Origin of the sequence: Streptomyces sp. NPDC057939 (assembly GCF_042887545.1) — a bacterium.
GTDB lineage: Bacteria > Actinomycetota > Actinomycetes > Streptomycetales > Streptomycetaceae > Streptomyces.
In genome coordinates, this window is the sequence record NZ_JBHVPG010000038.1 from 39,556 (window position 1) to 65,891 (window position 26,336).

The following is a 26,336-nucleotide window of genomic DNA, read 5'->3' on the forward strand; positions in this document are numbered from 1 at the left end:
GGCATGGTGCGAGAGGGTTACCTGAACTTCATGTGCTTGAGGAACTCTTGACTCATATTCGTACGTACTATTACCGGCCACGCCAGTCGGGCCGCCGAGGCAGTACGGGGGAAGCACATGCGTCACTTCGGGCACATTTCGCCCAGCGTCCGGAAGGAGCTCTTCCACCAGGAACCCGCGGAATTCACTCTGGCGTCCCCCGCCCGCACGCTGGCCGCCGCGCTCGGAGCCACCCTCTACAGCCCCGCCACCCGCCCGAACCTGGCCGCCGACATCCGCAAGCAGGCCGGCCTAGGAGTCGTCTCGATGGTCCTCTGCCTGGAGGATTCCATCAGTGACTCCGACGTCGTCGACGGCGAGGAGAACCTCGTCCGACAGTTCGCGGAGCTCGACGCGCAGGGCCCGGACGCGGCGGAACTGCCGCTCCTGTTCATCCGCATCCGCACGCCCGAACAGATCTCCGATCTCGTACGGCGCCTCGGCGGCTCGGTGCGAAACCTGGCCGGATTCGTGCTTCCCAAGTTCACGGAGAGCCGTGGCACGGCCTTCCTCGACGCCGTCATCGAGGCGCAGGCCGTAGCCGGGCTGCCCCACCTGTATGCCATGCCGGTACTGGAATCCCCGGAGCTCCTCCACCTGGAAACCCGTGTCGAGGCCCTCGCGGGCATCTCGCGCACCGTCAACCGCTACCGCGAACACGTCCTGGCGCTGCGCCTCGGCGTGACCGACTTCTGCTCCGCGTACGGGCTGCGCCGCACCCCGGACATGACCGCGTACGACGTCCAGATCGTGGCCGGCGTGATCGCCGACGTGGTCAACGTCCTCAGCCGCGCCGACGGGACCGGCTTCACCGTCACCGGCCCGGTCTGGGAGTACTTCCGCAGCCAGCAGCGACTCTTCAAGCCGCAGCTGCGCCGCAGCCCCTTCCTGGAGGAGGGCGTGGAGGACCTGCGCACCACGCTGATCGAACACGACCTCGACGGACTCCTCCGCGAGATCGAACTCGACCGGGCCAACGGGCTGACCGGCAAGACCTGCATCCACCCCGCGCACGTCACCCCCGTGCACGCATTGTCGGTGGTCTCGCACGAGGAGTTCAGCGACGCCCAGGACATCCTGCGCCCCGAACGCGGAGGCGGCGGGGTGCTGCGATCGGCTTATACGAACAAAATGAACGAAGTGAAGCCGCACCGGGCCTGGGCCGAGCGCACCATGCAGCGCGCCGAGGCCTTCGGTGTGGCGAGGGAGGAGGTCGGCTTCGTCGACCTCCTCACGGCCGGGCTCCAGGTGTGAGCGGGCCGGTGACGACGGAGTTTCCTACGGAGAAGGGCAAGACGATCGACGAGGTGTGGTCGGGAACCTGGGTCGCGGACCGGCTGGGCGTAGCCCTGGAAGCGGGCGGCGACCCGGCGCAGCCACCGCTGGAGGAGCTGCTCGGGCTCGCCCTGCGCCGCAACCCCAAGCGCGCGCACCTGCTGGTGTCGCAGGTGCTCGGCAAGCACGTCCCGCAGTCCCCGTCGGTGGTCCACTCCGCCGGGTACGGGCTCGGCGAGCGGGTACGGGAGCTCCTCGGCGCCGAGGCGGCCGCCTCCGCGGTGGTCCTCGGGTACGCCGAGACCGCGACCGGCCTCGGACACTGCGTCGCCGACGGCCTGGGCACGGCCCCCTACCTGCACTCCACCCGCCGCCCCGTACCGGGCGTCGAGCCCGCGGGCGGCTTCGAGGAGGCGCACTCGCACGCCACCTCGCACCTGCTGCTCCCCGAGGACCCGCGGCTGCTCGCCGGCAGCGGGCCCCTCGTCCTCGTCGACGACGAGTTCTCCACCGGCAACACGGTCCTGAACACCATCCGCGACCTGCACGCCCGCCACCCCCGCCCGCACTACGTGGTCGTGGCCCTCGTGGACATGCGCTCGGCGGCGGACCGCGACCGGCTGACCGACTTCGCCGCCGAGCTCGGCGCCCGCGTCGACCTGATCTCCCTGGCGGCCGGCACGGTCTCCCTCCCGGAGGGGGTCCTGGCCAAGGGACAGGCCCTCGTCGAGCGGTACGAGAGCGCGGGGGAGGGGGGCAGGCCGGGTGCGGGTGCGGGTGGTGCCGGTGGTGCTGCCGGTGCTGGTGCTGGTGCTGGTGCTGGTGCTGGTGCCGGTGCCGGTGCTGCTGCTGGTGTCGGTGTGCCGGCCGCCGGCGCTGTGGCTCCCGTCGCCCCCGTCGCGCGGGTCGTGCTCGGCTGGCCCGACGGGGTCCCCGACGGGGGGCGCCACGGCTTCACCCCCGCGCACCGCGCAGCCCTGGAGGCGGCCCTTCCGGGGCTCGCCCGCCGGCTCGCCGACGCGCTGGGCGCGAACCCCGGGCGGGTCCTCGTACTCGGCAACGAGGAGCTGATGTACGCGCCGCTGCGGCTCGCCCTGGCCCTGGAGCAGTCGGGGGCGGCGGCCGAGGTGCGGTTCTCCACCACGACCCGCTCGCCCGTGCTGGCCGTCGACGACCCCGGCTACGCCATTCGCACCCGGCTGGTCTTCCCCGCCCACGACGCCCCGGCGGACGGGCCCGGCGACCGGTACGCCTACAACGTCGCCCGCACCGACGGGACCGCCTTCGACACCGTCGTCGCCGTCGTCGACTCGGCCGGCGACACCCCCGAGCTGGGCACCGGCCTGCTCGCCGCCCTCGCCCCGCACACCGGGCGGGTCCTGCTGGCCGTCGTACCGTCGTACGTACCGCCGTCCGGCGCGGTGGCGCCCCAGGCGTCCCCGTCCCGGGTGTCGTCGTCCCACGCACCGTCGTCCGAAGCGCCGTCGTCCCACGCGCCGTCGTCCCACGCATCCGACCGGCGGGAGCCGACCATGTCCGAGCCGATCCTCCTCCCCGAGCCGCTGCGCGGCCCGGCCTTCTCCTCGTACGCGGCGGCGGACGTCGGCTGGCTGCTCCAGGACCTCTCCGGGGTGGAGCTGGAGGCCCCCACCGAGGAGCGGGAGGAGGCCATCCAGGCGGGCGGCGCGCACTACGCCGAGTCCCTGCCGGTCGAGTACCAGCCCTCCGAGGGTTACCAGGAGCTCTACCGCAGCGCCCTGGCCACCTCCGCGACCCGAATAGCCCGGGCGGTCGGGACCGTCACCGAGACCGTGCTCGCCGAACGCTCGCCCTCCCCGGTACTGGTCTCCCTCGCCCGCGCGGGCACCCCCGTCGGCGTGCTGATGCGCCGCTGGGCCCAAGCCCGGCACGGCCTGGACCTGCCGCACTACGCCGTCTCCATCGTGCGCGGCCGCGGCATCGACGCCAACGCGCTGCGCTGGCTGGCCGCGCACCACGACCCCGCCGACGTCGTCTTCGTGGACGGCTGGACCGGCAAGGGCGCCATCACCCGGGAGCTGAAGGACGCCCTCGCCGCGTTCCCGGGCTTCGACCCGGAGATCGTCGTCCTCGCCGACCCGGGCTCCTGCGTGCGCACCTACGGCACCCGCGAGGACTTCCTGATCCCCTCGGCCTGCCTGAACTCCACCGTCTCCGGACTGGTCTCGCGTACGGTGCTGAGGTCCGACCTGGTCGGACCCGCCGACTTCCACGGCGCGAAGTTCTACCGCGAACTCGCCGGAGCCGATGTCTCCGTCGGCTTCGTCGACGCCGTCGCGGCCCGCTTCGACGCCGTGGCGGACGCCGTCGACGACGAGGTCAAGGAGCTGCTCGCGGCCGACCGCACCCCCACCTGGGTGGGCTGGGCGGCAGTCGAGCGGATCAGCGAGGAGTACGGCATCCACGACGTGAACCTGGTCAAGCCCGGCGTCGGCGAGACGACGCGGGTGCTGCTGCGCCGCGTGCCGTGGAAGATCCTCGCCCAGCGCGGAGCCGGCGCCGACCTGGACCACGTACGTCTGCTCGCGGAGCAGCGCGGGGTGCCGGTCGAGGAGGTCGACGGACTGCCCTACACGTGCGTAGGACTCATCCACCCCCGATTCACTCGCGGCGCCACGGGCGCCGACGGAAAGGCCGTGTCCGCCAAGTGACTGTCCTCGTAGCCAGTGACCTCGACCGTACGCTCATCTACTCGACGGCCGCCCTCGGCCTGACCATGCCCGACCCGGTGGCCCCGCGGCTGCTGTGCGTCGAGGTGCACGAGAGCAAGCCGCTGTCGTTCATGACGGAAACGGCGGCCGCCCTGCTGGCGGAGCTGACCGAGAACCCCGCGGCGGTCTTCGTCCCCACGACGACGCGGACCCGCAAGCAGTACCAGCGGATCCGCTTCCCCGGCCGCCCGGCCCCGTACGCGATCTGCGCCAATGGCGGCCAGCTGCTCGTGGACGGCGTCCCCGACCGGGACTGGCGACGGTCGGTCGCCGGACGCCTCGCGCAGGAGTGCGCCCCGCTGGAGGAGGTCCACCAGCACCTCCTCGCGGTGTCGGACCCGGCGTGGCTGCGCAAGGCGAGGATCGCCGAGGACCTGTTCGCCTACCTGGTCGTCGAGCGGGCCCTGGTCCCCGAGGAGTGGCTGAAGTCCCTCACCGAGTGGGCCGAGGCGCGCGGCTGGGGGGTCTCCCTCCAGGGCCGCAAGATCTACGCCGTCCCGCGGCCCCTCACCAAGAGCGCGGCGATGGCCGAGGTGGCCCGCCGCACGGGAGCGACCACGACCCTCGCCGCGGGCGATTCCCTCCTGGACGCCGACCTGCTGCTCGCGGCGGACCGGGGCTGGCGGCCCGGACACGGCGAGCTGGCCGACGCGGGGTGGACGGCGCCGTCGGTGACCGCCCTGGCGACGGCCGGTGTGCTGGCGGGTGAGGAAATCATCCGCGCGTTCGGCGGGACGGTTGCGACACTGACCGCATGACCAAGGGCAACAGCACCAAGATCACTGACGAGCTCTACCAGTACGTCCTGGCGCACAACCCCCCGCTGGACGCCGTCCAGCGGGGGCTGGTCGCCACGACCCACGAGAAGTTCCCGCAGTCGGCGGGCATGCAGTCCGCGGAGGAACAGGGGCCGCTGCTGGCCTTCCTGGTCCGGCTGACGGGAGCCCGGCACGTCGTGGAGGTGGGCACCTTCACCGGCTTCTCCGCCCTGTCCATGGCCCAGGCGCTCCCGGCCGACGGCCGCCTCATCGCCTGCGACGTGTCGGAGGAGTGGACGGCGTACGGTCGCGAGGCCTGGGAGGCGGCGGGCGTCGCCGACCGCATCGAGCTGCGCATCGCCCCCGCGCTCGACACGCTCCGCGCGATGCCGGAGCAGGAGCACATCGACCTGGCATACGTGGACGCGGACAAGCAGAGCCAGATCCTCTACTGGGAGGAACTCGTCCCGAGGCTCCGCCCGGGCGGCCTGATCGTCACGGACAACACCCTGTTCCACGGGACCGTCCTCGACGAGTCCCCCGACAGCCGGGGCGCGAGCGTCCACGCCTTCAACGAGCACGTCGCGGCCGACTCCCGGATGGAATCCGTCCTGCTGGCGATCTCGGACGGGCTGACGCTGTCGCGCAAGCGGTAGTCGTGGCTGCGGTGGTGGCGTTGGTGGTGCCGTTGGCGGTGCCGTTGGCGTAGAGGTGGCTGGTGCCCTGTCCGGGTTCGGACCCGGACAGGGGTGTCGGAGGCGGGCAGGGCCCTGGGGTCGGGATCCGGGTCGGGCGTCGGGATCCGGGTCGGGGCCGGAGTCGGATTCGGGGTCGGATTCGAGGTCGGCAGAGGTGGGCGGCGCGGGTCAGCCGCAGGCGCCGCCACCGCAGCAGCCGCCCCCACCGCCGCCCATCGCGGGCGCGGGTGCGGCGGAGCCGCCGCTCGTCCCGCCGACGGCGACGGCCGACAGCAGCTTGACGGTGTCGGCGTGACCGGCGGGGCAGTCGGCGGGAGCGGACGACTCGGCCATGGGACGGCTGACCTCGAAGGTGTCGTCGCAGGTCCGGCAGCGGTACTCGTAACGGGGCATGCCGACCAGGCTATGCGGCCGAACGGCATCCCGGTATCCCCGAGCCCCGGACACACCGCCGACGGCGCCGGGCCGACCGTCGGGGCTACGGGTCGAGCCCCCGCCGGGCCGCCGCACGCGCCTCCCGCGCCGCCTGTTCGGGGTGCCGGGCGCGCCAGTACGGATTGTCGTGCGGCAGGGCGCTGCCCACCCGCCCGTACATCCCGAACCACATCAGCATCACGCCGACGACGAAGCTGAACAACACGTTCGGAATCTTGAAGGCCAGGAAGTTCAACCCGGTGTCCAGCAGCGCGAGGTTCACGAACCCGCTCGCGATGAACAGCAGGCCGAGCACGATGTTCAGGGTCGACGCGAAGTTCCCGCCCACCACCATCCCGGCGAGGAGCAGCAGCCCGACCAGGATGGACAGCACGCTGAGCGCGCCGTTCGTATTGAGCCCCGCGACGGTGTCCCCGCCGGTGTCGAAGAACCCGATCCGGTCGATCAACCCCAGGACCCCGAACACCACCAACAGCAGCCCGGTCAGCCCCGCCCCCACCCGGTACACCTTGCTCAGCTTGTGGTCGACGGGGAGGTGCTCGTTCAGCCGGGCCCCCACCGGCCGGGGAATGCGCGGCGCCGCGTGCGAAACCATCACGGCCTCCTCTGCCTCGGGCCGTACGTCCCTCCAGCATCCGCCGCCCGGGGGCGGGGGACAACCGGGAGGAGGGCCGGGCGCGGGGGCGGGGCGGGACCGCCGCCTCTGCGGGACGCCCTACGGCTTCGGCCATGCTGCGCCCGCTCCCGCGGGGCCCGGCGAAGCCGGAGGCGGGCCCGTTTCCGGGGTGGGTCGTCGGCCGGCCGGCCGGCTGTGGGCCGTCGGCTTCGGGCTGCCGGGCTCGGTTCATTCCGGGCAGGGGCTTGCCGGGGGACGGCGTTCCACGGTTCGGGGATGTTCCCGTTGATCGTCCGGTGCCGGTTTTGCCGGGCTGGGCCACCGGGCTCGGTGATTCGGCTCGGGCCCACTGGGGACGACCTGCAACTCCGCCACGCCGCGCCCGCTCACGCCAGGCTCGGCGAAGCCGGAGACGGGCCCGCTTGCCGAGGGGTGTCCTGTCGGCGGCCGGGCGGCCTTCGGCGTCGGGCTGCCGGGTCAGGCGTGGCCGCGTTCCGCCCGGATGTCGTTCACGACCCGGTTCACCGAGGTCCGTACGTCCTCCATCTCCTGGAGGAACGCCCAGTAGTCCGGATGCCGCCCCTCCAGGCCGGTGAGGGCCCGCTCGACCCGCGCCACCGACTCGTCCAGCGGGCGGGCGTGCCGGGGATCGGGCACGCTGCGGCCCGCCATCGCCAGGCGCTGCGCGTCCCGGATCGCGAACCGCGTCCGTTGCACCTCCGCCTGCGGATCCCGCGCCACCGCCTCCAGCCGGTCCAGCCGGTCCTGCGCCGCCGACACCGCCTCGTCCGTGGCGTCCAGGGAACCCCGAACCGCCTCGATGGCCGCCGTCACGTCCGCCCAGCGCTGTTCGTCCCGCGCCCGGCCGGCCTCCGCCAGCCGCTCCTCGGCCCGCGCGACGTCCCGTACCGCCTCGTCCGGCACCTGCTGGAGGTCCTGCCAGCACGCCGCGCTGAACCGCCGCCTCAGCTCGCTGAGCACCGGATCCACCCGGTCCGCACGGTTCCGCAGCGCCTGGGCCCGGGTCCGCAGGCTGACCAGCCGCCGGTCGATCTCCGCCGCGCGCTCCGGGAGCCGCTCCGCCTCGGCCCGTACGCCCTCCGCGTCACGCAGGATCCGGTCGGCCCGCTGCACGGTCTCCTGCACCCCGTGCTGCGCCGCCCCCTGATTCAGCTTCGTCAGCTCCGGACCCAGCGCCGCGAGCCGCGCCGCCAGGTCATCGGCCCGCATGCCCTTGGCGCGCACCGAGTCCAGCGCGTCACTCGCCGCGAGCAACGCCGCCCTGGCCCGCTCCCGGGCCGGAGCCACCCGGGCCAACTGAGTCTCCGCCTTGTCCAGCAGCGGCTGCAGCCCCTGCGCGAACCGCTCCAGCTCCCCCTGGACCCGCACCAGCTCGTCCCGCGCCCGCGTCAGCTGCTCCCGCGCCTGCGCGGCGACGGACCCCTCAAGATCGACCCGGTCCAGGTCGTGCGCATCCACCGCCTCGATGTACACCTGGCTCACCTGGTCGATGCGCACCCCCAGCGCGGCGAACCCCTCGGTCGCCCGCCGCGCCGCCGGAGACCCGTCCGCCGCGGCGATGGTCTCGATCGAGATCCACAGATCCCGCTGCGCCGTGTCCAGCTCGTAGAACGCGGCCGCCGCGGCATCCTTCGCCGCCTGCGCGTCCGCCCGCCGACTCTCGTCCCGCCCGCCGAACCACCGCCGGGATGCCGTCGTCACAATCCCTCTCCCGTGCCCCGTTCGCCATGCCCCGGTCCATTCTCCCCCACCGGAACGGGTTTGCGTGGGGGGTGCGCCCGCCATGTAGGCTGTCCACTCATCCACGGGTGCGTAGCTCAGGGGTAGAGCGCTGCTCTTACAAAGCAGATGTCGGCGGTTCGAAACCGTCCGCGCCCACCAGCACAAAGGCCCCCCGCCGATCATGGCGGGGGGCCTTTGATGGTTGAAAGTGACGGCAACGCCTACCCGGGCGGCATCCGAATGCCCGCGGCCCGGTTGACCGTCTCGCTCCGTGTCGCGAGCCGTGCAGACGCTCGACGGCGACCTGTGAGTAGCCCGCAGTGGTGCTGCGTGCGAGTCGCACCGTGTCTGGCCGGCCCCGCGTTCGGTGAGCCGGTTCCGGAGCTGACCGGGTGCCTCGCTACGGCCTCACCATGCAGCCCGCGCCGCGAGGAACGTGTCCGTCAGACAGCCCGCGGTGTGGTGCAGATGAACGGCTGTCAGCAGCTGCTCGTAGTCTCGTGCCATGGGCCAGGAAGCGATCACACGGGAGGCCGTGCTCAAGGCAGTTGCCGAGCACGATGAGATGGGACGTGAAGCGTTCTTGTCGATGTACGGCTTCGGGGAGGCGCGCTCGTACGTCCTCGTCCACGAAGGTCGGGAGTACGACTCGAAGGCGATTGCCGGGGTGGCGCACAAGTGGGATCAGGGTCGCGCCCTGAAGCCTGGAGAGTTCAGCGGGGGAAAGGACCATGCAGCAGCTTGGCTGAAGCGTCTCGGCTTTCAGGTCAAGGCTGTGAAGAACCCCGACTGGGTACGGGACGAGGTCATCCTGGCCTGCCAGTTGGTCATGGTGAACGGTTGGAAGCGGCTGTTCGCCGAAGACCCCAGGGTCACGGCGCTCTCCGAGCTGCTCCAGCGCGTTCCCATCCACCCGGAAGCTGACCGCGGCGAGAAGTTCAGAAGTCCTGACAGCGTGGCTCGGAAGACCGTCGATATTGCCAGCCGGCACCCCGATTACGTGGGCAAGGCCACGAATGGTGGCGCCCTCGACCGTGCCGTCCTCCGTGAGTTCCTCGACCATTCGGAGCGGATGGACAAGACCGCGGTTCTTCTTCGACAAGGCCTCGAAGCGGGTTCGTTGCAGGAACTCGTGCTTGCGGAGGAAGAAGAGATCGACGACGACTTCAGCGCGCCCGAAGGCCGCTTGCTCTACCGTCGGCATCGGGCGCGTGAGCGTAGTAGGGCGTTGCGCAGAAAGAAGATCGATTCTGTGGTGGGTCGCGGGATGAGTCTGGCGTGCGAGGCCTGCGACTTCGACTACGAGGAGGTCTATGGGGAGCGCGGCAAGGACTACATCGAGGTGCACCACGTAGTGCCCCTTCATGAAGCCGGTGAAGGGATTACCCGGCTGGCTGATCTGGCTCTCATCTGCGCGAGCTGCCACAGGATGATTCACCGGCGGGCGCCTTGGCCCACACCGGCACAGCTGAAGGAGATCGTGCAGACACGGCGGCTGGCGCGCGGCACAGCGAACGGTCATGCATAGGGCTGCACGGTGAATGTGGGCGGATCACACCGCACGATCGGAAGGCCCTCAACCCGTATCGGTTGGGGGCCCTCCGTGGATTTGCTCAAGGCTGTCAGGCCTGCGGAGCCCGGGTTCGCAACATCCCGTCCTTGTGTCCGATCGCCTCGCGCCGCGTCTCCTCCGACACGTGCATGTAAGACGTTCATCATGACGGTGATCGGCGGGTGTCCGAGTCTCCACGGTCACTTGTGTGGGTACCTCGGCCGCGAGGGGCAGGGTGGCGGATCCGGGCCGGGCGTCGTGCAGGGGTGGGGGAGGTTGCGGTGGCGTTCGGGGCGGGGTCCGGCCGTTCGGGGGACATGCGGGGTTCGGCGGCGGGTGTCCGGGCTGTCGGGGCATTCCTTGAGGGAACGGAAGGGAGACGTCGTGCCGCTCTATCTGTCGCGGTTCAGCTATGCGCCCGAGACCTGGGCGCGGTTGGCCGGGCATCCCGAGGACCGGTCGGAGGCCGCCCGGTCGTACATCGAGTCCGTCGGCGGGAAGCTCCACGGCTTTTGGTACGCCTTCGGTACTCATGACGGCTACAACCTTTGGGAGGCGCCGGACAACGTGTCCATGGCCGCTGTCGCCCTGGCGATCAGAGGGGGCGGCGCGCTCAGCTCGTTCGAGACGACGGTCCTCCTGACCGTCGACGAGACGTTGGATGCCCTGCGCACGGCCGAAGGGATCCGGTACCGGGCTCCAGGGGCTTAGGCCCAGTTGGTGGGGGCCTTGGGGTTCGGTCGGGTCGGTGGTGCGTGGGGGCGTCGGGTGGACTTGGCCGGGCGGGTTCGCTCGTGGGAGGAGGGCGAGGTCCGGGTGCGCGTGCCCGTCGCCGAGCCCGTCGATGCCGATGCCGAGGTCGCTTGTCAGTCGGGTCGGCTTCGAGTCGTGGAGGCAACTCGGATCGGCCCGGAAAGCGCACGGCTTGCTGAGTTGGGCTTCGGTGACCGGGAGGTCCCTCTTCGCGTGGTGGTTGAGCAGGACGGCGCTGCCGTCGACGGCCATCAGTGTTCGGCCTTGCAATCTCGGGGAACCGCTCTGTCGAGGGGGCCAGGCCGGTGGTGAGGGTCTCGTGCTGTGCCGCGCGGAGGCAGTGATCGTACGCCTCCTGCGTGCGCGTGCCGAGCTGTTCATGGGCAGGACGGGCTCTCGCGTGCGCTTCCATGAGGCAGGCCGGGATGGTTTGGGCCGGTAGTTCCGCCGCGCCGCTGAACGTCCTCCTGGCTCGGAGCGGCAACGAAGTCGGCATGCGTCGCCCTATGGCTGCGTCGCTCGGAACGCCGAGCCGCGTCCTCCCCACGGCGTGGGCGACGGGTGGGGGTGCGGGGGGCGGCTCGCCCGGGGGCGTGGCGGTGGACGAGAAGGCCCCCCGTCGGTCTCGGCGGGGGGCTCGGGGTCAGGCGTTGGGGCGCTTGCCGTGGTTGGCCTTCTTCTTCTTGCGGGCGCGTCGCTTGTTTCCTCGCTTGGCCATGGAGCGTCTCCTCATCACGGACAATTCGGGCGTTCGTCAGTCTAGGTCGGGGTGTGGTGGCCCGCATCAGGGGCGTGTGGGTTTCCCGCGCCGGAGCGCGGGGATCCCCCGGTGGGGGTGGTGCGAGTGACCGGTGTGGAGGAGTGGCTCTGGGTGATCGGCGCGGGCGTGCTGTTGGTCGCCGCGCTGGTGGTGTTCGGGCGGCTGGACGCCGACCGGTTCGAGCGGCGGCGGGATCGTGAGCGGGCGCGGCTGATGGCCTCGCTGGGCGCGGAATCCGAGAGCGGCGAGCAGCCGCGCTTGCGCGACCCGCGCTTCATCGACGCCGGGGCGAGCCGGTCGGGGCCTGCCGAACTGGGTGACCGGCGGGACGACTTCACGCCGATCCTCGTCGAGTACTACGCCTACGGGCTGACCCAGGCCCGCAGCAGCTTCGCGACCAGCCAACTGTTCGCCGCGGTCGGAGCGGCCGTCCTGCTCTTCGGGGTCGGGCTGGCGGTCTGGAAGGCGGAGAGCTCGGGGGACGCGTACGTCGGGGTGGTGACGAGCTCCGTCGGGCTGGTCGTCACGCTGGTCGGGCAGCTGTTCCACCGGCGGGCGGACATCGCCCTGCGGCACATGGCCGCGCAGACCGCCTCCCTCCGCGAGGACCGGCGGGCCGCGGAGAGCACGCAGCAGGCGATCGGCCTGCTGGAGGAGGTGGCCGATCCGGAGCTGAGGGCTCGGCTCCAGGCTGGGTTGATCATGAAACTGTCCGGGGCCGAGCTGCCGCGGTAGCGCCATAGTGGAGGTATGTGCCGCTCCATTAAGACCCTGCGCCCGCCCGCCATCCCCGAGAAGGCCACCGAGGAGGAGATTCGCGCGGCCGCGCTCCAGTACGTACGGAAGGTGTCCGGGTTCCGGGCGCCCGCCGCGCACAACCGAGAGGTGTTCGACGCCGCCGTGGACGCCGTCGCGGAGGCGACGAGGCTGCTGCTCGACGGGGTTCACGTACGGGGCCGGGCCGCCGCCGAGGCCACTGCCGACGCGTGACCGCCACCGCCCGGCCCTTGCCGGGCGGCCCGTCGCCGCCCTGGGGGCTGGGTAAGACTCGGGCCGGGCACGTCCCGGCCCGGGGGCGGTTCGCGTCGGGCGGGCGGGCGACGGACGGGGCGGGGCCGGTGTCGGCCCTGCGGGTGTTCCTCCGCCGGTTGCGCCGGTTCAGCCGATGGACGCCGAGCGGCGGCGCAGGACCCACACGCCGGCGCCGAGTGCGCCTGCGGCGAGCGCCCCGCCGATGGCGATCTGCGCGCTGCTGATCGATCCGACGCTGCCTCCCAGGCCGCCGCGGGCGGCGCCGGAGGCGACCTGGAGGGCGACGGTGACGCGCTGGCCGCCCGCGCCGCCGCACTCGAAGGTGACGGGGTGCGAGCCGGCGACGGCGTCGCGGTAGACGGTGGCGGCGCCGAAGAGGTTGGTCGCCTCCAGGTTGCCCGGGGTCAGCGACACGTCGCCGAAGGCCCGGGAGGTCGCCCGGCCCGTCTTGGTGCCGCAGCCCTCGATGTTGAGGCTGACGCGGGCACCGGGGGCGACGGTCCCGGGGGAGACGGTGGCGAAGGGGGCGGCGGAGGCGAGTGTGGCCGGGACGACGGCCGCGACGGCGAGTGCCGCGGCGGCGACCCCTGCCAGGCGGTGCCGGTTGCGGGTGCGGGTCATGGAGAGAACTCCTCGGGCTCCTCGAAACGGCGCGGCCAGGGCACGGATGTGACGCGGATTCGGTTGCGCACCGTGCTCTGGACGCTAGAAGCCCTGCCGGGACGCGGCGATCCCTGCCGGGTGAACGGGTGACCGAGTGCCCCACACGGGCTACTCCCGCGCTGCCCGCGCCGGTCGGTTGGGTCGGTCGGGTTCGGGTGTTGGTGGGGTCGGGGTGTTCTACGTGGCCGGGGTCGGGGACTCCGGGGGGCGGCGGATGACGTAGGCCGCCAGGGAGCCCGCCGCGAACAGGGCGATGAGGGAAACCGCGCCGCCGAGCCAGGTCGTTCCGAGCCACTGTGTGCCGTAGTAGCCCAGGGCCACGCTGTAGCCGGCCCAGCTCATGCCCGCCAGTACCGACCAGGGCAGGAACTCCATCACCTTGCGCTGGGTCTTGCCGGCGCCCAGTGACACCACCGAGCGGCCCGCGGGGGCGAAGCGGGCGATCACCACCAGGGCGCCGCCGCCCCTGGCCAGGGCCGAGCCGAGGCGCTCGTGGGCCCGGGTCAGCCGGCGCGAACGGGCGATGGCCCGGTCCAGTCGGGCTCCGCCGCGCCGCGCCAGCCGGTAAGCGGCCATGTCGCCCAGTACGGAAGCGGTCGTGGCGATCACCAGCAGCGCCAGGATGTCCGGCACCTCGGCGGGAGCGCCCGCGGCCGCCGCGGCCGCCGCGGCCATGATCACCAGCATGCCGCTCGGCAGCACCGGGAGGAACACGTCGAGAACGACCGACACCGCCACCACGACATAGATCCATGGGCTCGCGGTCAGCGACCCCAGCGTCTCAAGCAAAGCGGAACTCCCCAGTCCGAAGCGCCGCGTCGTCGCGGGGAGCGGCAGGGGCGGCTTGACAGCCATACAGCGTACGCCCGGAGCCCGATCCGCGGAGCCGCGGGTCCTCGGCGGTGGCGGGGCTCGGGGCCGCCCCGGCCCGGGCCGGGCCCGGGCGCCGCAGTCCGTGCCCGTCGTACGGGAGGTGGTCGGTGTTACTCCGCATCGGTGAGTTCACGGTCCAGCACCGTCACCAGGCGAGCCCCCGACCGCCCCTTGCGGGTCTGGTCCAGTCGCAGTCGGGCGTCCCGGCCCGCCAGTGACAGCGTCATCAGCTGATTGCCGAACCACGGGCCGCCCGTACGCCGCCAGCTCAGCGGCGGCCGCCCCGTCCGGCCGTGGCGGGAGAAGCCCCTCCCCAGCCACCGGCCCACCCGCGACCAGCCCAGGCGGAAGCCCAGCTTCACGGCCGTGTGGATGGAGTTGTGCACCGGCGAACAGGTCAGCTGGAACACCCGCGAGGTGCTGGGTATTCGGGGCTCGGCCACGTACGCGTGGTGGACGTCCCCCGAGAGCACGCACACCGTCGACGGAGCTCGCGGGCCCGTCCCGACCTCCTCGATGAGATCGCTCAGTGCCTCGAACGAGCTCGGGAAGGCCGCCCAGTGCTCCAGATCGCTGCGCCGCCGCAGGTCCTCACCGATCCGCGCCCAACGGGGCCCCCGCTCGCCCCGGCACAGCGCGGCGTTCCACACCTCCGCGTCGTGGATGAGCGGGGGCATCAGCCATGGCAGCGAGGACCCGATCAGCAGGTGGTCGTACCCGCCGTGCCCGGCGAGCGCGTTCTCCCGGAGCCAGTTCTGCTCCGCCGGGTCGAGCATGGCCCGGCCGTCCTCGGCCAGTACCCGGGCGGCCCGGGTGTCGACCATCAGCAGCCGGGTCCGGCCGAAGTCCCGCCGGTAGCTCCAGCGGACCGAGGCCGGGTCGGCGTCCGCCCGCGCGGCGAACGTGCGCAGCACGTCCGTGCCGTCCGGGGTGTCCCGTACCGCCGCGTACAGCGGGTCGGCGGCGAGCTCGGCGGGGGAGAGGTTCCCGAGGTGCTGGTGCACCCAGTACGACATCAGGCCGCTGAGCACCCGCTCCGGCCACCAGGGCGTCGCGCGCATCTCCGCCAGCCACGCCGCGCTCGTGTTCCAGTCGTCGATCACGTCGTGGTCGTCGAATATGTGCAGGCTGGGGACGGTCGACAGCAGCCAGCGGATCTCGGGGTCGAGCCAGGACTCGTAATAGAGCCGGGTGTACTCCTCGTAGTCCGCGACTTGCGCGCCCGGCGCCTCGCGCAGGTCGCGGCGGGCCGCGAGCCACCGCCGGGTGTCCCGCGACAACTGGTCGGCGTACACCTGGTCGCCGAGCAGCAGCAGGACGTCCGGGCGGACGGCCTCCGGCTCCGACGCCAGGCGGGCCGCGAGCGTGTCGAGGGCGTCGGCGCCGTGCGGTCCGCGGTGGTCGGCGGGCGGTGCGGCCTGTCTGCAGGAGCCGAAGGTGACCCGCAGTCCCGGCGCCGGCCTGCCGGGGCCGCCGCCCACGGCCGGAGTGCTGATGGTGCTCGGTGGGAAGGCGCTGTCGGCGGCGGGCCAGACGAGGACCCCGTCGAGCAGGACCTCGTAGGCCGTGGTCGCCCCCGGGGTCAGGCCGGTCACCGGCACGAGCGCGTAGTGGTGGCCCGATACCTGGAAGGTGTGGGTGCTGCCGCCGGCCCCGTCGGCACAGCGGACCTCGGCGGTACACGGGCGGTCCGCCTCCACCCATATGGTGGCGGAACCCCCCGTGTCCCAGTCCACGTACCGCAGCAACGGCCCCAGACGCAGTCCGGCCATCCCAATCCCCCTTGTCGGCATCCCCTGTGATCACGGTACGGGGTGGAGGGTGGGCGTGGCCTCCCCCTGGCGGGGGAGAAACGGCCGGTTCGGGTGAGGGGTCAGCAGCCGTTCAGGACGTTCGTCAGGGCGGTCTTCTCGGTGGCGTCCATGCGCAGGTTCCAGTGCTGCTTCACCTGGACCCACATGCGGGCGTAGGTACAGCGGTAGGCGGTCCGCGGCGGCAGCCACTTGCCGGGGTCGAGGTCGCCCTTCGCCTGGTTGACGTTGTCCGTGACCGCTATGAGCTGCGGACGGGTGAGGTCGTTGGCGAACTGCTGGCGCTTGGTGGTCGTCCAGGAGTTGGCGCCCGATCGCCAGGCCTCGGCGAGCGGCACCATGTGGTCGATGTCGATGTCGGACGCGGCGGTCCAGGTGGCGCCGTCGTACTCCGAGTACCAGCTTCCGCTGACGGCGGCGCAGGACGAGTCCTGGACGACGTTCACGCCGTCCCTCTTGAGGACGGTCTCGCGGGTGTTGCAGGAGCCGGAGACCGTGCTCCAGTGGGGGAACAGGTCGCGGCTGTAACCGCTGGTGGAGCCCTCCGCCGCGGGCGTGACCGTGGCCAGGTAGGCGCGGGCGGCCGCGGCGCTGATGGGCGCGGGCGGAGCCGCCATGGCTCCGGGGGCGTTGACGAGCGAGGTGAGCGAGGCGAGGGCGACCGCCGACGCGAGGACTCCCGCGCGGCCGATGCGACGCGCGTAGAAGGAGGGCATGCGGAAGGAAGCGAGGGCCATGAGGGCTCCGTGGATGCGGGGGGTGGTGGCCGTGCTGCCCCGGCGGGACGCGGCCATGCTGGCGCCGTGAGATGTCGTCCGGGTGGGCGCCAGGTGACAGCGTGCCGACATGCGCACGTCACATCAAGCCGTTCAAGGCCCTTCTCTCAAGCGAAAGTTGAGATTCCGCGCACAGGGATGGGGGCAAGGCGGGGTCAAACTCGCATACGGGGTGGCCGGGGTCGGTGGCAGGGGCGACCGGCGGTGAGATTTTCGGCCGCCGCTCCCCGGGGCGGGACGCCTTGCGGGTGATGGGTGGATCGCGGGGGCGCGGTGAGGTGGAGGGGGTGAGTTCGGAGTCGCGGTGGGGCGGGTGGGAGTGGTGCGACGCGGCGCCATGCCGGGGGTGGCCTTCGGCCTCGGCGTACCGGGTGACTGTGCGTCATCGGGTCCGAACGCGTGCGGCGGGGTGGGGGCATGAGGGTTCGGCGGGAAATTCCGTTGCGGTACGCGGGGCGTCGGGGCAAGGCTCGCCGTCGTGATCACACCTGCGCCCCACAGCCGGTTCGGCTGGTCCAACATGTTCGTCCACCCCGATGACGATGCCCGCTCGGACGGCGGCTTCCAGGGAGAACGGGACGTCCTCGTCGGCTATTTGCGCGACCAGCGGCTCACCTTGGAGATGAAGTGCGCCGGCCTCGACGCCGAGGGCATGGCCCGCCGATCGGTGGCGCCGTCGAACCTGTCGCTCCTGGGGCTGGTGCGGCACCTCGCGGGTGTCGAGCAGTACTGGTTCCGACAGGTCATGGCGGGGGAGGGGATACGTCGTCACTACCGCTCGGCGGACGACCGCGACGGGGAGTTCACCGGTGCGATCGGCGACCCGGAGGTGGTCGCGGACGCATGGGCGACCTGGCGCGATGAGGTCGCCTTCGCCGAGCGACTGGTGGCCGAGGCCCCCGACCTGGATGTCACCGGCACGGGCGGCGAGGAGCCGATGCAACTGCGCGAGGTCCTCGTGCACATGGTCGAGGAGTACGCCCGCCACAACGGCCACGCGGATCTCCTGCGGGAGTGCGTGGACGGGCGCGTGGGGCAGTAGCGGTGGCAGCGGGCTGCCGCGCGTGATCCCCGCAGGGGCGGGCGGTGCGCGGGAGTCGCGCCGCATCGTGCTGCGCCCCGCAGGGTCGGGCTGTGCGGTGTCGCTGCGGGCCGGCCGGGCCGGGCTGTGCCGAGCCGAACCGCACGGGGCCCGTGCGGTGCAGTGCCGGATCCGGCCGTGTCGTGCCGGGCTGGGCTGGGCTGTGCGGCAGGGCTGGGCCGTGTCGGGCCGGGTTGTGCGGGCGCCGCTGGGCCGTGTCGGGTCGCGCTGTGTGGGGACCTGCTGTGCCGCGGTGGGTCGTGCGGGGCCGTGCAGGGTCACTTTGCATCGTGGCGGGTTGCGTCGTGCAGGCCGCGTCGCGCCGGGGGCGGGGTGTTTGCGGGAGGGTCAGCGGGTGGGCGGGGTGAGGGTGAGGCGGATCGCGCCGTTCGGGGTGGTGTCCACGCGGACCGAGGTCAGGTCGGGGACGTGGGCCGTCGGGCCGTGCGCGGCGGCGCGGGGGCCGATGCCGATCACGCGCATGCCGGCGGCGAGGCCCGCGGCGATTCCGGCGCCGGAGTCCTCGAAGACGATGCAGTCGGCCGGGTCCACGCCCAGTTCGGCGGCGCCCTTGAGGAAGCCCTCGGGGTCGGGCTTGCTGGCCGAGACGGATTCGGCGGTCACCCGTATCCGCGGCATCGGCAGCGCGGCGGCCGTCATCCGGGCCGCTGCCAGCGCGGCGTCGGCGGAGGTGACCAGGGCGTGCGGCAGGGAGGCGATCGAGGCCATGAACTCGGGGGCGCCCCCGACGGGGACCACGCCGTCGGTGTCGGCGGTCTCGCGGGCGAGCATCACCGTGTTCTCGGCGTAGTTGAGTTCCATCGGCCGTTCGGGCAGCAGGATGGCCATCGTGGCGTAGCCCTGGCGGCCGTGGACCACCTTCAGCGCCTCGTGCGGGTCCAGCCCGTGGGACACAGCCCACTCGCGCCAGCACCGTTCGACCACCGCGTCGGAGTTGACGATGGTGCCGTCCATGTCCAGCAGCAGGGCCTTGGCGGTCAGGACGAGGGGCGCGGTGGTGGTGCTGGCCGGCATGGGAGGGGCTCCAGACGGGGCGGGAAAAGAGAACAAGTGGTTCCGTCCCCCGGTCAGGGGTTGAGGACGGAACCACTTTGTTCCTCCAAGATACAAAACTCTGGAGGGTCCGCGCCACCACGGGGGACGTGACTTATCCCTCCAAGGCCCGCCGGGTCGCCGGCCCGTAGACGCCCCACGGGTCGTCGTATATGCCGAACTCCATCTGGAGGTCCTCGACGGCGCTACGGACGGAGCGGCCGAACCTGCCGTCGAGCCTGCCGCGGTACAGGCCCTGCTCCGAGAGGAGCCGCTGGAGCTTCTCGACCTCGGCACCGGAATCCCCGTACCGAAGGGTCGGCGCCTGAACGGCCGGCGGCGACGGCGGGGGCGACGACGGGCCGGCCGAGCGGCTCGCGGACGCCGACGGGGTCGTGCTGGGCGGAGGCGACGAACGGGACGTGCTGGGCGAGGCGGACGGCGACGCGGAGCGCGACGCACTGGGCGAGGCCGAGCGCGAAGCCGACGCGGACGGGCCCGGTGTCGGACTCGACGCCTCCTCCGAAGGGCCGGTCGGGTCGACCGGCACCACGCTGACCGCGGGGGCCGACGGCTTCGGGTCCGTCAGCGCCCTGTCCTCCGTCCCCGAGCCCGTGAACCCCAGGGCCACGGCCACCGCACCGGCCACGACCAGTGCGCCGGCGCCGGCCAGCACGGGGAGCAACCGTCGGGACCGCTTGCCGGACTCCCCGTCGACATCGCCCACGGCCGGTTCGGCCCGCCCCAGCGGGGCGGCATGCCCGGCGGAAGCGGGAACGGCCCGCAGCTGGACCGTCTGATCCGGCCAGGCCAGGACGGGTATCCCGTACGCGGGGGTGTGCGGCTCCGCCGGATCGGCGGGCGGCACGGCCGGAAGCAGCGTCGTGGCGGCGTCCGCAGCATCCGCGGTGTTCGCAGTGTTCGCGGCAGCCTCGGCGGCCGTCGGCGCGGCCGGAGCCGGGATCGGCGGCGGGGCCGGGGAGGGGTTCGGCGCGGTCGGGTGCGGGGGCGGCGGCGGACCGGGATGGTGTCCGGCCGGATGGGTCGGAGGCTGCCCGGGCTGCGGGGGCGGTGCCGCGCCCGGTACCGGGGCAGGGTCGGGTGCGCCCTGCCCCGTGGGGGCGCCGGGCGGCGGCGGGTCCGAGGGGAACGGCGGCCGGTCGGGGGCGTCGGAGGGCTGGGCGACCGCGCCCAGGACGGGCTGCGGCGACGACGGATCCGGCACGGCCCGACCCTGGTCCGCGAGCCCCACGTACGGGCGAATGCGCAGCGGGTTGAACCCCACCCCCGGCGTGCACCGGCATTCGACGCTCACGGCGCCGCATTCTGGACAGCGCTCAGCGCTCACTGGTACCCCTCCCTGGCCAATGCCTGCGATTATGCAGACCCCTCAGGCCTCACCCAACCCGTCCGACAGGCCATAACCGGACACACCGCTCAGGATGGAGATGTTGATCCGGCCCGAGGAGGAGCCGATGGCTCAGGATGTGACCACGTCCGCCGTGGACCCCGGTCCCGGCGCCGAGCACGCCTCGCGCGAGGTGCTCGTCTCGATCGGGGCCCTGCTGCTGGGCCTGCTGATCTCCGCCCTCGACCAGACCATCGTCTCCACGGCGCTCCCCACGATCGTCAGCGAGCTCGGCGGTATGGACCACCTGTCGTGGGTGGTCACCGCCTACATGCTGGCGGCCACGGCGGCCACCCCGCTCTGGGGCAAGCTCGGCGACCAGTACGGTCGCAAGAGGCTCTTCCAGTACGCCATCGTGATCTTCCTGATCGGATCGGCCCTGTGCGGTCTCGCCCAGGACATGCCGCAGCTCATCGGGTTCCGCGCCCTCCAGGGTCTGGGTGGCGGCGGACTCATCGTGCTGTCCATGGCGATCGTCGGCGACATCGTTCCGCCCCGCGAGCGCGGCAAGTACCAGGGCCTGTTCGGCGCGGTGTTCGGTGCGACCAGCGTGCTCGGACCGTTGTTGGGCGGTCTGTTCGTGGACCACCTCTCCTGGCGCTGGGTCTTCTACATCAACCTCCCGATCGGACTCGTCGCGCTCGTCGTCATCGCCGTGGCACTGCGCATTCCGGCCCGATCCTCCCGCCACACCATCGACTACCTCGGCACCTTCCTCATCGCCTGCGTCGCCACCTGTCTCGTGCTCGTCGCTTCCCTCGGCGGCACCTGGGGCTGGGGGTCGGCGCGGATCATCGGGCTCGCCGTCCTCGGCGCGGTGCTCCTGGTGTTCTTCGTGATCGTGGAGCGCCGGGCCGCCGAACCGGTGCTGCCGCTCGGTCTGTTCCGCATCCGCACCTTCACCCTCTGCTCCGTGATCAGCTTCATCATCGGCTTCGCGATGTTCGGGGCGATGGTCTACCTGCCGACCTTCCTCCAGGTGGTCCGGGGCGTCTCACCGACCATGTCCGGCGTCCACATGCTGCCGATGGTGATCGGTCTGCTGATCGCCTCCACCGCCTCCGGGCAGATCGTCAGCCGCACCGGCCGGTGGAAGGTCTTCCCCATCCTGGGCACCGGCGTCACCTCCATCGGCCTGCTGCTCCTGCACCAGTTGCACCGGGACAGCTCCGACCTGGTGATGGGCGTCTACTTCTTCGTCTTCGGCGCGGGACTCGGTCTCGTCATGCAGGTGCTGGTCCTCGTCGTGCAGAACTCGGTCAGCTACGCCGACCTCGGAGTCGCCACCTCCGGTGCCACCTTCTTCCGTTCCATCGGCGCCTCCTTCGGCGTCGCCATCTTCGGCACGATCTTCACCAACCGGCTCGGTGACCAGCTCACCGCCTCCCTGGCCGGCGTTCCGCTGCCTCCGGGGGTGAGCACTGCGGGGCTTGAGGCGGATCCCCGGGCGATCGGCACCCTGCCCGTCGAACTGCGGCCCCGGGTACTGGACGCCTATTCCGACTCCATCACCGACGTGTTCCTCTACGCCGTGCCGGTGGTGCTCGTCGCCTTCGTGATCGCCTGGTTCCTCAAGGAGGACAAGCTCCGGGGCTCCGTCACCGCACCCGACGTGACGGAGACGCTCGCCTCCAACCCCGTCCACCGTTCCTCGCACGAGGAGGTCGCCCGCGCGCTGTCCGTGCTGGGCACCCGCGAAGGGCGGCGGCACGTCTACGAGAAGATCACCTCGAAGGCCGGCTACGACCTGCTCCCCGCCGCCAGCTGGCTGCTGCTGCGGATCAACAAGTACGGCTCCGCCGAGCCGGCGGTGCTCGCGGAACGCACCATCGTCCCGCTCCGGGCCATCACGGATGCGGCCCGGCAGGTCGAGGAACGCGGCCTCGCCTCCCGCGACGGACTCGCGCTGATCCTCACGGACCGGGGGCGGGTGGCCGCCCGCCGGCTGTCCGACGCCCGGCAGGAGTCCCTGGCCGAGTTGCTCGGTGACTGGTGGGGGCCGGACCGCCCGACCGACCTGGTGAAGCTCGTCGAGGAGATCAACCGGGAGCTGTGCGGCTCCGACGCCGAGGAGCCCTACGACACGCTGCCGCGTCGGGACCACTCCGCGCACTGATGGGGCCGGTCGGTGGGTCGGCAGTGGGTCGGCAGTGGGTCGGCCGGCCCGGGCGCCTTGCGGGGCGGTCAGGTCAGGGGCTTCTCGAACCAGTGCTCGGCATACGGTTCGGAGTTGTACGCCGGTATTTCCCGGTACCCGTGCCGCGCGTAGAGGGCGCGCGCCTCGACGAGGTCCGAGCGGGTGTCCAGGCGGACCCGCTCGGCGCCCAGCGACCTGCCCGCCGATTCCAGGGCCGCGAGCAGGGCCGCCCCGCCGCCGGTGCCGCGGGCGTGGGGGGCGACGTACACCCTGGTGAGTTCGGCGGTGACCGGGTCGATCAGACGCACGCCGCCGCAGGAGAGCGGTACTCCGTCCAGCCTTCCGACCAGGAAGCGGCCCGCGGGTGGGGCGAGGTCGTCCGCCGGGAAGTCCAGCATCCCCTGGTCGATCTCGGCGTCCGTGACGGCCCGTTTCCAATACCGGCCGGCGACTTCCGCGTAATAGGCGCGGCGCAGGTCGGTCGCGTCCGAGGTGGTGAAGGGTTCCTGGACCACCTGCCAGGTACGGGGGCGGGGGGTGGGGGGCTGGGTGTGGGGCGTGGCGGTCGTCGTGGTGGAGGCGGTCTTGATGATCGAGTTGGTGTCCATGACGCCATTGTGGGGCGCCCATCGCGTCGCCCGCGTGGAATATCCACACCCACGGACCGATGATGAGGAAAGGTGAAAATACGACAAATGGAGGGTGTGAGGGTCATGTCGGAGCATCCGAACTGCGCCCTGGTGCGCCGTGCCTACGAGGCCTTCGGCAAGGGCGACATGGAGACGATGGGCTCGCTGATGACGGCGGACGTCATCCACCACGTGCCCGGCAGCAGCCCGCTCTCCGGGCACCACAAGGGGCGGGAGGCCGTCCTCGACCTCTACCGCAGGCTCGGCGAGGAGACCAACGGCACCCTCCGGATCGACCTGGACCGGGTCCTGGCGGACGGGCGGGGGCACGTGATGTCGTTCCACCTCATGCGGGCCGACCGGGGCGACCGGGGCATCGAGATCCACGAAGGCCTCTTCTTCACCATCGTCGGCGGGAAGATCACGGACATCGACGAGTGCGTGGAGGACTTGGACGAGTCGGACGCGTTCTGGGCGTGACCCTGCGCCGGCCGCGCGGGGTGGCGGGGGCGGGCCCGCTTGTGCCGCCTGTGCCGGGCCGTCTGAGGCGGGCAACCTGTGCCGGGCCGCTTGTGCCGGGTCGTCTGTGCCGGACCGTCTGCGCCGAGCCGCTTGTGCCGCGCCTCCTGCGTCGGGCCGGCCTGAGCCGCGCCTGCGTTGCGGGCGCCGTGCAGTGGCCCTCGTGAGGCCTGCGTGCGCCGTCGGTGCCGCCGGGGCCGTGCGTGCGGGAGCGTTGTGTCGCCAGGCCGAAGCCCAGGCGGATGTCCTGCGCGAATGCGGCGCGCAGGTCTCCACCGGCTGCCTACCGCCTTTCGCACCGGGTCGTCGGGGCGTCGGGGGACGGTGGACCGGCCGGCCGGAGAACGGGTGACGGCCTGCGGGGCGGCCGGTCCGAGGATCGTGGGACGGCCGGCGGGTCGGAGCCCTGGCGAACATTCGGCGGCCCACGCCGGTCGCGGGCGGCCCCTCGGCGACCGGGGACGACCCGGTGCCCCGGCGCCCCGGCGCCCCGCCCCCGTCAGGCCTGCTTCGGGGCTGCCTGCTGGACCACCTCGAAGGACCAGACCGACGAGCCCGAGGCCGCCGGCTTCGGGCGGTCGCCGCCGGAGGAGTCGCCGCCGCCCTGGTGGGCCGCCTTCATGGGGCCCTCCATCCACGCCTGGAAGTCCTCCTCCGAACGCCACCGGGTGTACACGAGGTACTGGTCGGTGCCCTCGACGGGCCGCAGCAGCTCGAACCACTCGAACCCGTCCGAGCCCTCCACGGTGCCCGCCCGGGAGGCGAAGCGCTTCTCCAGGACCTCGCGCTGCTCGACGGGCACGGTCAGGGCGTTGATCTTCACGATGCTCATGGACGCCATCCTAGGGATCGCGCGGGGGATATCGTCGTCCCGGTAGTGAAACGCGGTACGAGACGCGGCGGCCGGGCGAAGTCGGGGTTGCGGCGGACACGGTGGGAGGACTACGAGGCGTGGCGAACGCGGCGGAGCGCGGCGGTGCGGACGGACACGCCGGGGTCATAGGCGGTAGCGGAAGGCTGGGGGCGGTACGCCTGTTCCTGTGGGCCCTCGCCGGCGTCCTGGCCTTCAGACAGGCCGCGGCCGTGCTGCGGGTGCCGCCCGCCGAGTGGCTCAGCGGCTTCCACCTCCCCGCCGGCCTCCCCGGGTCGCTCTACGACGCGGGCCAGTTCACCGGCACCCCCTTCGCGGGGCTGGTCCTGAAGCCGTTGACCGGTCTGGCCGCGCCCTCCCTGGAGGTGGCCTGGACCTGCGTGACCCTGCTGTTCGTCGCCGCGATCGGGCTGGTCGCCGCGCGCGGCCTGCCCGACCCCGTACCCCGGCGCACCGCGCTGTTGGCCGCGCCCGTGCTGGTCACCGTGATGATGGTGTCGCTGCCCGTCCGCGAGGCCGCGTCGCCCGGGCAGACCGCCGTCCTGCCCGTGTTGTTGGTGCTGCTCGCCGTGTTCCGGGTGCCGGGGGACCGTCCCGCCGGTTTCCTCCTGGGTCTCGCGGCCGCTCTCCAACCACCCCTGTTGATCTTCGCCGCGCTGCTGTGGTTCACCGGCCGCCGGCCCGCCGCGCAGGCCGCCGCCCTGACCTTCGCCGGAGCGACCGCCCTGTCCTGGGCCTCCCTGCCGCGCGACTCCTGGACGTACTGGGTCGAGCACGTCGTCGGCACCGGCCTCGGCGGAACCCCCGGCAGCCTCGCCCATCAGTCCCTCCACGGCGCCCTCCTGCGCCTCGGACTGGACGGCCCCGCCGAGATCGCCCTCGCCCTCGTCCTCGCCGCGGCCGTCATCTGGTTCGGCCTGCGCCGTGCGGCCCGCTACGCCCGCGACGGGCAGCTGCTCCTCGCCGTCGCCGTCACCGGCTGCGTGGCCGTCGCCGTGTCCCCGGCGGGCTGGCGCCACCAACTGTTGTGGGTGCTCCTCGCGGTGGCCGGCAAGGTGGGCAAGCGGGCCGCCGACCGGCGGGTCTGGCCGGTCGCCGTGGTCCTGGCCATGACCCTGCCGAGTTCCGTGCTGCTGCCGAACATGGCGGCGCTGGCCCCCGTACGGGACAACGTGCCGCTCCTCGCCGCCCTCGCGGCGGCCTGCGCCGTGCCGTTCCTGCCGCGGTCCTCGCCGTACTGGCGGGAGCCCGTGCCCACCGTCCACGGGCGGCCCGCGGAGGCCCGTTGGGCCCGGGTGCCGCTGCTGCCGTTCTGGCGGCGGGTGATGTCCCGCCCCAACCTGCTGCTGGAACTGCTGCTGATACGGGTCGGCTACTCGCTCTACTCGCACATCCGCGCCGCCGCCCCCGCCAGCCGTCCGCTCGCGGAGGGCAACGCCCGCCGGATCCACGGGATCGAGCAGGTCCTCGGCATCGACATCGAGCACGCCGTGAACCACGCCGTGGTGAACACGCCCTGGTTGGAGGCGTTCTTCAACTTCTACTACACCTCCTTCCACTTCGTGGTGCCGCTGGGCATCCTCGGTGTCCTCTACTGGCGCCGCCCCGGCGACTACCGCTGGGCCCGTGCCTCGCTGGGCCTGGCCACCGTCCTCGCGCTCCTCGGCTTCTGGCTCTACCCGCTCGCGCCGCCGCGCCTGATGCCCGGCCTCGGGTTCGTCGACACCGTGCACGGGGTGCAGGACCTGGCGAACCCGTCGTACGGGGCGATGACCGCGATCTCCAACCAGTACGCGGCGATGCCCTCGCTGCACTTCGGCTGGTCCCTGTGGTGCGGGATCGTCATCGTCGTCCTCGCGCCGAAGGGTTGGCAGAAGCTGTTGGGCGTGCTGCACCCGCTGATCACGGTGTGCGCGATCGTCGCCACCGCGAACCACTGGGTGTTGGACGCGCTGGGCGGGGCGGTCGTCGTCGCCGCGGGGTTCGGCCTCGTCCACGTCCTGTCGGGCCCGCGGGGCGTGCAGGTGAGCCTGCCCGCACAGCGCACGTCCGCCGCGGAGGAGGCCCGCAGCCCGGCCCGTACGTAGACCCGCGGTACGGGAGG

The 26,336-nt window shown here is 72.5% G+C and carries 24 protein-coding genes and 1 tRNA gene; 13 read left to right on the forward strand and 12 right to left on the reverse strand.

Features of this window, described 5'->3' with window-relative positions; all coding sequences use genetic code 11:
* The first annotated feature begins 117 nt into the window (after nucleotides 1–117).
* The 4 genes from ACFVS6_RS30850 to ACFVS6_RS30865 are packed head-to-tail and all read left to right on the forward strand — an operon-like array spanning nucleotide 118 to nucleotide 5,478.
* Entirely contained in the window at nucleotides 118–1,293 is a 1,176-nt protein-coding gene (locus ACFVS6_RS30850) for an HpcH/HpaI aldolase/citrate lyase family protein (protein ID WP_389708990.1), read from the forward strand.
* A 44-nt stretch (nucleotides 1,294–1,337) separates the two neighbouring features.
* Nucleotides 1,338–4,004: a phosphoribosyltransferase gene (locus ACFVS6_RS30855; RefSeq protein WP_389709066.1), complete on the forward strand. Its 2,667-nt coding sequence runs from the start codon at nucleotides 1,338–1,340 to the stop codon at nucleotides 4,002–4,004.
* The gene (locus tag ACFVS6_RS30860; protein ID WP_389708992.1) at nucleotides 4,001–4,822 is read left to right on the forward strand and encodes an HAD family hydrolase; all 822 of its coding nucleotides are present in this window, start codon (nucleotides 4,001–4,003) and stop codon (nucleotides 4,820–4,822) included. The genes ACFVS6_RS30855 and ACFVS6_RS30860 overlap by 4 nt, the downstream gene beginning before the upstream one ends.
* A complete protein-coding gene (locus ACFVS6_RS30865) occupies nucleotides 4,819–5,478 on the forward strand; it encodes an O-methyltransferase (protein ID WP_389708994.1) in 660 nt (219 codons plus the stop codon). The genes ACFVS6_RS30860 and ACFVS6_RS30865 overlap by 4 nt, the downstream gene beginning before the upstream one ends.
* A 210-nt stretch (nucleotides 5,479–5,688) precedes the next feature.
* Here the strand turns inward: ACFVS6_RS30865 and ACFVS6_RS30870 are convergent, their stop codons facing one another.
* The 3 genes from ACFVS6_RS30870 to ACFVS6_RS30880 form a co-directional block, all read right to left on the reverse strand.
* The gene (locus tag ACFVS6_RS30870) at nucleotides 5,689–5,913 is read right to left on the reverse strand and encodes a zinc ribbon domain-containing protein (protein ID WP_389708996.1); all 225 of its coding nucleotides are present in this window, start codon (nucleotides 5,911–5,913) and stop codon (nucleotides 5,689–5,691) included.
* Nucleotides 5,914–5,998: 85 nt separating this feature from the next.
* The gene (locus ACFVS6_RS30875) at nucleotides 5,999–6,550 is read right to left on the reverse strand and encodes a DUF4383 domain-containing protein (protein WP_389708998.1); all 552 of its coding nucleotides are present in this window, start codon (nucleotides 6,548–6,550) and stop codon (nucleotides 5,999–6,001) included.
* Between the two features lie 498 nt (nucleotides 6,551–7,048).
* Nucleotides 7,049–8,293: a hypothetical protein gene (locus ACFVS6_RS30880; RefSeq protein ID WP_389709000.1), complete on the reverse strand. Its 1,245-nt coding sequence runs from the start codon at nucleotides 8,291–8,293 to the stop codon at nucleotides 7,049–7,051.
* A 105-nt stretch (nucleotides 8,294–8,398) separates the two neighbouring features.
* On the opposite strand from ACFVS6_RS30880, the gene ACFVS6_RS30885 reads away from it, so the two are divergent.
* The 3 genes from ACFVS6_RS30885 to ACFVS6_RS30895 all read left to right on the forward strand — a co-directional run bounded on the left by ACFVS6_RS30885 (nucleotide 8,399) and on the right by ACFVS6_RS30895 (nucleotide 10,577).
* Nucleotides 8,399–8,473, forward strand: a tRNA-Val gene (locus tag ACFVS6_RS30885).
* A 346-nt stretch (nucleotides 8,474–8,819) separates the two neighbouring features.
* Nucleotides 8,820–9,842, forward strand: coding sequence for an HNH endonuclease (locus ACFVS6_RS30890; protein WP_389709002.1), 1,023 nt, complete (start codon nucleotides 8,820–8,822; stop codon nucleotides 9,840–9,842).
* A 408-nt stretch (nucleotides 9,843–10,250) separates the two neighbouring features.
* On the forward strand, nucleotides 10,251–10,577 hold the full coding sequence (locus ACFVS6_RS30895; protein WP_389709004.1) for a GYD domain-containing protein: 327 nt from the start codon (nucleotides 10,251–10,253) through the stop codon (nucleotides 10,575–10,577).
* 685 nt (nucleotides 10,578–11,262) lie between these two features.
* Here ACFVS6_RS30895 and ACFVS6_RS30900 read toward each other — a convergent pair.
* Nucleotides 11,263–11,337 (reverse strand): 50S ribosomal protein bL37, encoded by a 75-nt coding sequence (locus ACFVS6_RS30900; RefSeq protein ID WP_100661309.1) that lies wholly within the window; start codon nucleotides 11,335–11,337, stop codon nucleotides 11,263–11,265.
* Nucleotides 11,338–11,448: 111 nt separating this feature from the next.
* Here ACFVS6_RS30900 and ACFVS6_RS30905 point away from each other — a divergent pair, with 111 nt between their 5' ends.
* A complete protein-coding gene (locus ACFVS6_RS30905) occupies nucleotides 11,449–12,114 on the forward strand; it encodes a hypothetical protein (RefSeq protein ID WP_389709006.1) in 666 nt (221 codons plus the stop codon).
* 15 nt (nucleotides 12,115–12,129) lie between these two features.
* Nucleotides 12,130–12,369, forward strand: a complete 240-nt coding sequence (locus tag ACFVS6_RS30910; protein WP_389709008.1) for a DUF2277 domain-containing protein — start codon at nucleotides 12,130–12,132, stop codon at nucleotides 12,367–12,369.
* A 168-nt stretch (nucleotides 12,370–12,537) separates the two neighbouring features.
* Here ACFVS6_RS30910 and ACFVS6_RS30915 read toward each other — a convergent pair whose 3' ends face one another.
* From ACFVS6_RS30915 to ACFVS6_RS30930, 4 genes are all read right to left on the reverse strand, one after another.
* Nucleotides 12,538–13,032, reverse strand: coding sequence for a hypothetical protein (locus tag ACFVS6_RS30915; protein WP_389709011.1), 495 nt, complete (start codon nucleotides 13,030–13,032; stop codon nucleotides 12,538–12,540).
* A gap of 219 nt (nucleotides 13,033–13,251) precedes the next feature.
* Nucleotides 13,252–13,863 carry a DedA family protein gene (locus tag ACFVS6_RS30920; RefSeq protein WP_389709012.1) on the reverse strand — a complete coding sequence of 204 codons (612 nt, stop codon included), beginning with the start codon at nucleotides 13,861–13,863 and terminating at the stop codon, nucleotides 13,252–13,254.
* Nucleotides 13,864–14,057: 194 nt separating this feature from the next.
* A complete protein-coding gene (locus ACFVS6_RS30925; protein ID WP_389709014.1) occupies nucleotides 14,058–15,719 on the reverse strand; it encodes an alkaline phosphatase D family protein in 1,662 nt (553 codons plus the stop codon).
* A gap of 101 nt (nucleotides 15,720–15,820) precedes the next feature.
* Complete coding sequence (locus tag ACFVS6_RS30930; RefSeq protein WP_389709068.1) at nucleotides 15,821–16,474, reverse strand: HNH endonuclease family protein; 654 nt, start codon at nucleotides 16,472–16,474, stop codon at nucleotides 15,821–15,823.
* Nucleotides 16,475–17,054: 580 nt separating this feature from the next.
* Here ACFVS6_RS30930 and ACFVS6_RS30935 point away from each other — a divergent pair.
* Entirely contained in the window at nucleotides 17,055–17,576 is a 522-nt protein-coding gene (locus tag ACFVS6_RS30935) for a DinB family protein (RefSeq protein ID WP_389709070.1), read from the forward strand.
* 387 nt (nucleotides 17,577–17,963) lie between these two features.
* On the opposite strand, the gene ACFVS6_RS30940 is transcribed toward ACFVS6_RS30935, so the two are convergent.
* Both ACFVS6_RS30940 and ACFVS6_RS30945 read right to left on the reverse strand, forming a co-directional pair.
* Nucleotides 17,964–18,650 carry an HAD-IA family hydrolase gene (locus ACFVS6_RS30940; RefSeq protein WP_389709016.1) on the reverse strand — a complete coding sequence of 229 codons (687 nt, stop codon included), beginning with the start codon at nucleotides 18,648–18,650 and terminating at the stop codon, nucleotides 17,964–17,966.
* Between the two features lie 133 nt (nucleotides 18,651–18,783).
* Entirely contained in the window at nucleotides 18,784–19,983 is a 1,200-nt protein-coding gene (locus ACFVS6_RS30945) for a peptidoglycan-binding protein (protein WP_389709018.1), read from the reverse strand.
* 133 nt (nucleotides 19,984–20,116) lie between these two features.
* Between ACFVS6_RS30945 and ACFVS6_RS30950 the strand changes: the two genes are divergently transcribed.
* A complete protein-coding gene (locus ACFVS6_RS30950; RefSeq protein ID WP_389709072.1) occupies nucleotides 20,117–22,192 on the forward strand; it encodes a DHA2 family efflux MFS transporter permease subunit in 2,076 nt (691 codons plus the stop codon).
* A 68-nt stretch (nucleotides 22,193–22,260) separates the two neighbouring features.
* Here ACFVS6_RS30950 and ACFVS6_RS30955 read toward each other — a convergent pair whose 3' ends face one another.
* A complete protein-coding gene (locus tag ACFVS6_RS30955; protein WP_389709020.1) occupies nucleotides 22,261–22,821 on the reverse strand; it encodes a GNAT family N-acetyltransferase in 561 nt (186 codons plus the stop codon).
* Nucleotides 22,822–22,926: 105 nt separating this feature from the next.
* On the opposite strand from ACFVS6_RS30955, the gene ACFVS6_RS30960 reads away from it, so the two are divergent.
* Nucleotides 22,927–23,322: a nuclear transport factor 2 family protein gene (locus tag ACFVS6_RS30960; RefSeq protein ID WP_389709021.1), complete on the forward strand. Its 396-nt coding sequence runs from the start codon at nucleotides 22,927–22,929 to the stop codon at nucleotides 23,320–23,322.
* Nucleotides 23,323–23,860: 538 nt separating this feature from the next.
* On the opposite strand, the gene ACFVS6_RS30965 is transcribed toward ACFVS6_RS30960, so the two are convergent.
* Nucleotides 23,861–24,193, reverse strand: coding sequence for an antibiotic biosynthesis monooxygenase family protein (locus tag ACFVS6_RS30965; RefSeq protein WP_389709023.1), 333 nt, complete (start codon nucleotides 24,191–24,193; stop codon nucleotides 23,861–23,863).
* A 119-nt stretch (nucleotides 24,194–24,312) separates the two neighbouring features.
* Between ACFVS6_RS30965 and ACFVS6_RS30970 the strand changes: the two genes are divergently transcribed.
* A complete protein-coding gene (locus ACFVS6_RS30970) occupies nucleotides 24,313–26,319 on the forward strand; it encodes a bifunctional glycosyltransferase 87/phosphatase PAP2 family protein (protein ID WP_389709025.1) in 2,007 nt (668 codons plus the stop codon).
* Nucleotides 26,320–26,336: the final 17 nt, after the last annotated feature.

Bases quoted from the DNA above. Each gene is read 5' to 3' on its own strand.
- ACFVS6_RS30850 (WP_389708990.1), top strand. From the start codon at position 118: ATGCGTCACTTCGGGCACATTTCGCCCAGCGTCCGGAAGGAGCTCTTC.
- ACFVS6_RS30865 (WP_389708994.1), top strand. From the start codon at position 4,819: ATGACCAAGGGCAACAGCACCAAGATCACTGACGAGCTCTACCAGTAC.
- ACFVS6_RS30870 (WP_389708996.1), bottom strand. From the start codon at position 5,913: ATGCCCCGTTACGAGTACCGCTGCCGGACCTGCGACGACACCTTCGAG.
- ACFVS6_RS30875 (WP_389708998.1), bottom strand. From the start codon at position 6,550: ATGGTTTCGCACGCGGCGCCGCGCATTCCCCGGCCGGTGGGGGCCCGG.
- ACFVS6_RS30890 (WP_389709002.1), top strand. From the start codon at position 8,820: ATGGGCCAGGAAGCGATCACACGGGAGGCCGTGCTCAAGGCAGTTGCC.
- ACFVS6_RS30910 (WP_389709008.1), top strand. From the start codon at position 12,130: ATGTGCCGCTCCATTAAGACCCTGCGCCCGCCCGCCATCCCCGAGAAG.
- ACFVS6_RS30915 (WP_389709011.1), bottom strand. From the start codon at position 13,032: ATGACCCGCACCCGCAACCGGCACCGCCTGGCAGGGGTCGCCGCCGCG.
- ACFVS6_RS30925 (WP_389709014.1), bottom strand. From the start codon at position 15,719: ATGGCCGGACTGCGTCTGGGGCCGTTGCTGCGGTACGTGGACTGGGAC.
- ACFVS6_RS30930 (WP_389709068.1), bottom strand. From the start codon at position 16,474: ATGCCCTCCTTCTACGCGCGTCGCATCGGCCGCGCGGGAGTCCTCGCG.
- ACFVS6_RS30935 (WP_389709070.1), top strand. From the start codon at position 17,055: ATGTTCGTCCACCCCGATGACGATGCCCGCTCGGACGGCGGCTTCCAG.
- ACFVS6_RS30940 (WP_389709016.1), bottom strand. From the start codon at position 18,650: ATGCCGGCCAGCACCACCACCGCGCCCCTCGTCCTGACCGCCAAGGCC.
- ACFVS6_RS30950 (WP_389709072.1), top strand. From the start codon at position 20,117: ATGTTGATCCGGCCCGAGGAGGAGCCGATGGCTCAGGATGTGACCACG.
- ACFVS6_RS30955 (WP_389709020.1), bottom strand. From the start codon at position 22,821: ATGGACACCAACTCGATCATCAAGACCGCCTCCACCACGACGACCGCC.
- ACFVS6_RS30960 (WP_389709021.1), top strand. From the start codon at position 22,927: ATGTCGGAGCATCCGAACTGCGCCCTGGTGCGCCGTGCCTACGAGGCC.
- ACFVS6_RS30965 (WP_389709023.1), bottom strand. From the start codon at position 24,193: ATGAGCATCGTGAAGATCAACGCCCTGACCGTGCCCGTCGAGCAGCGC.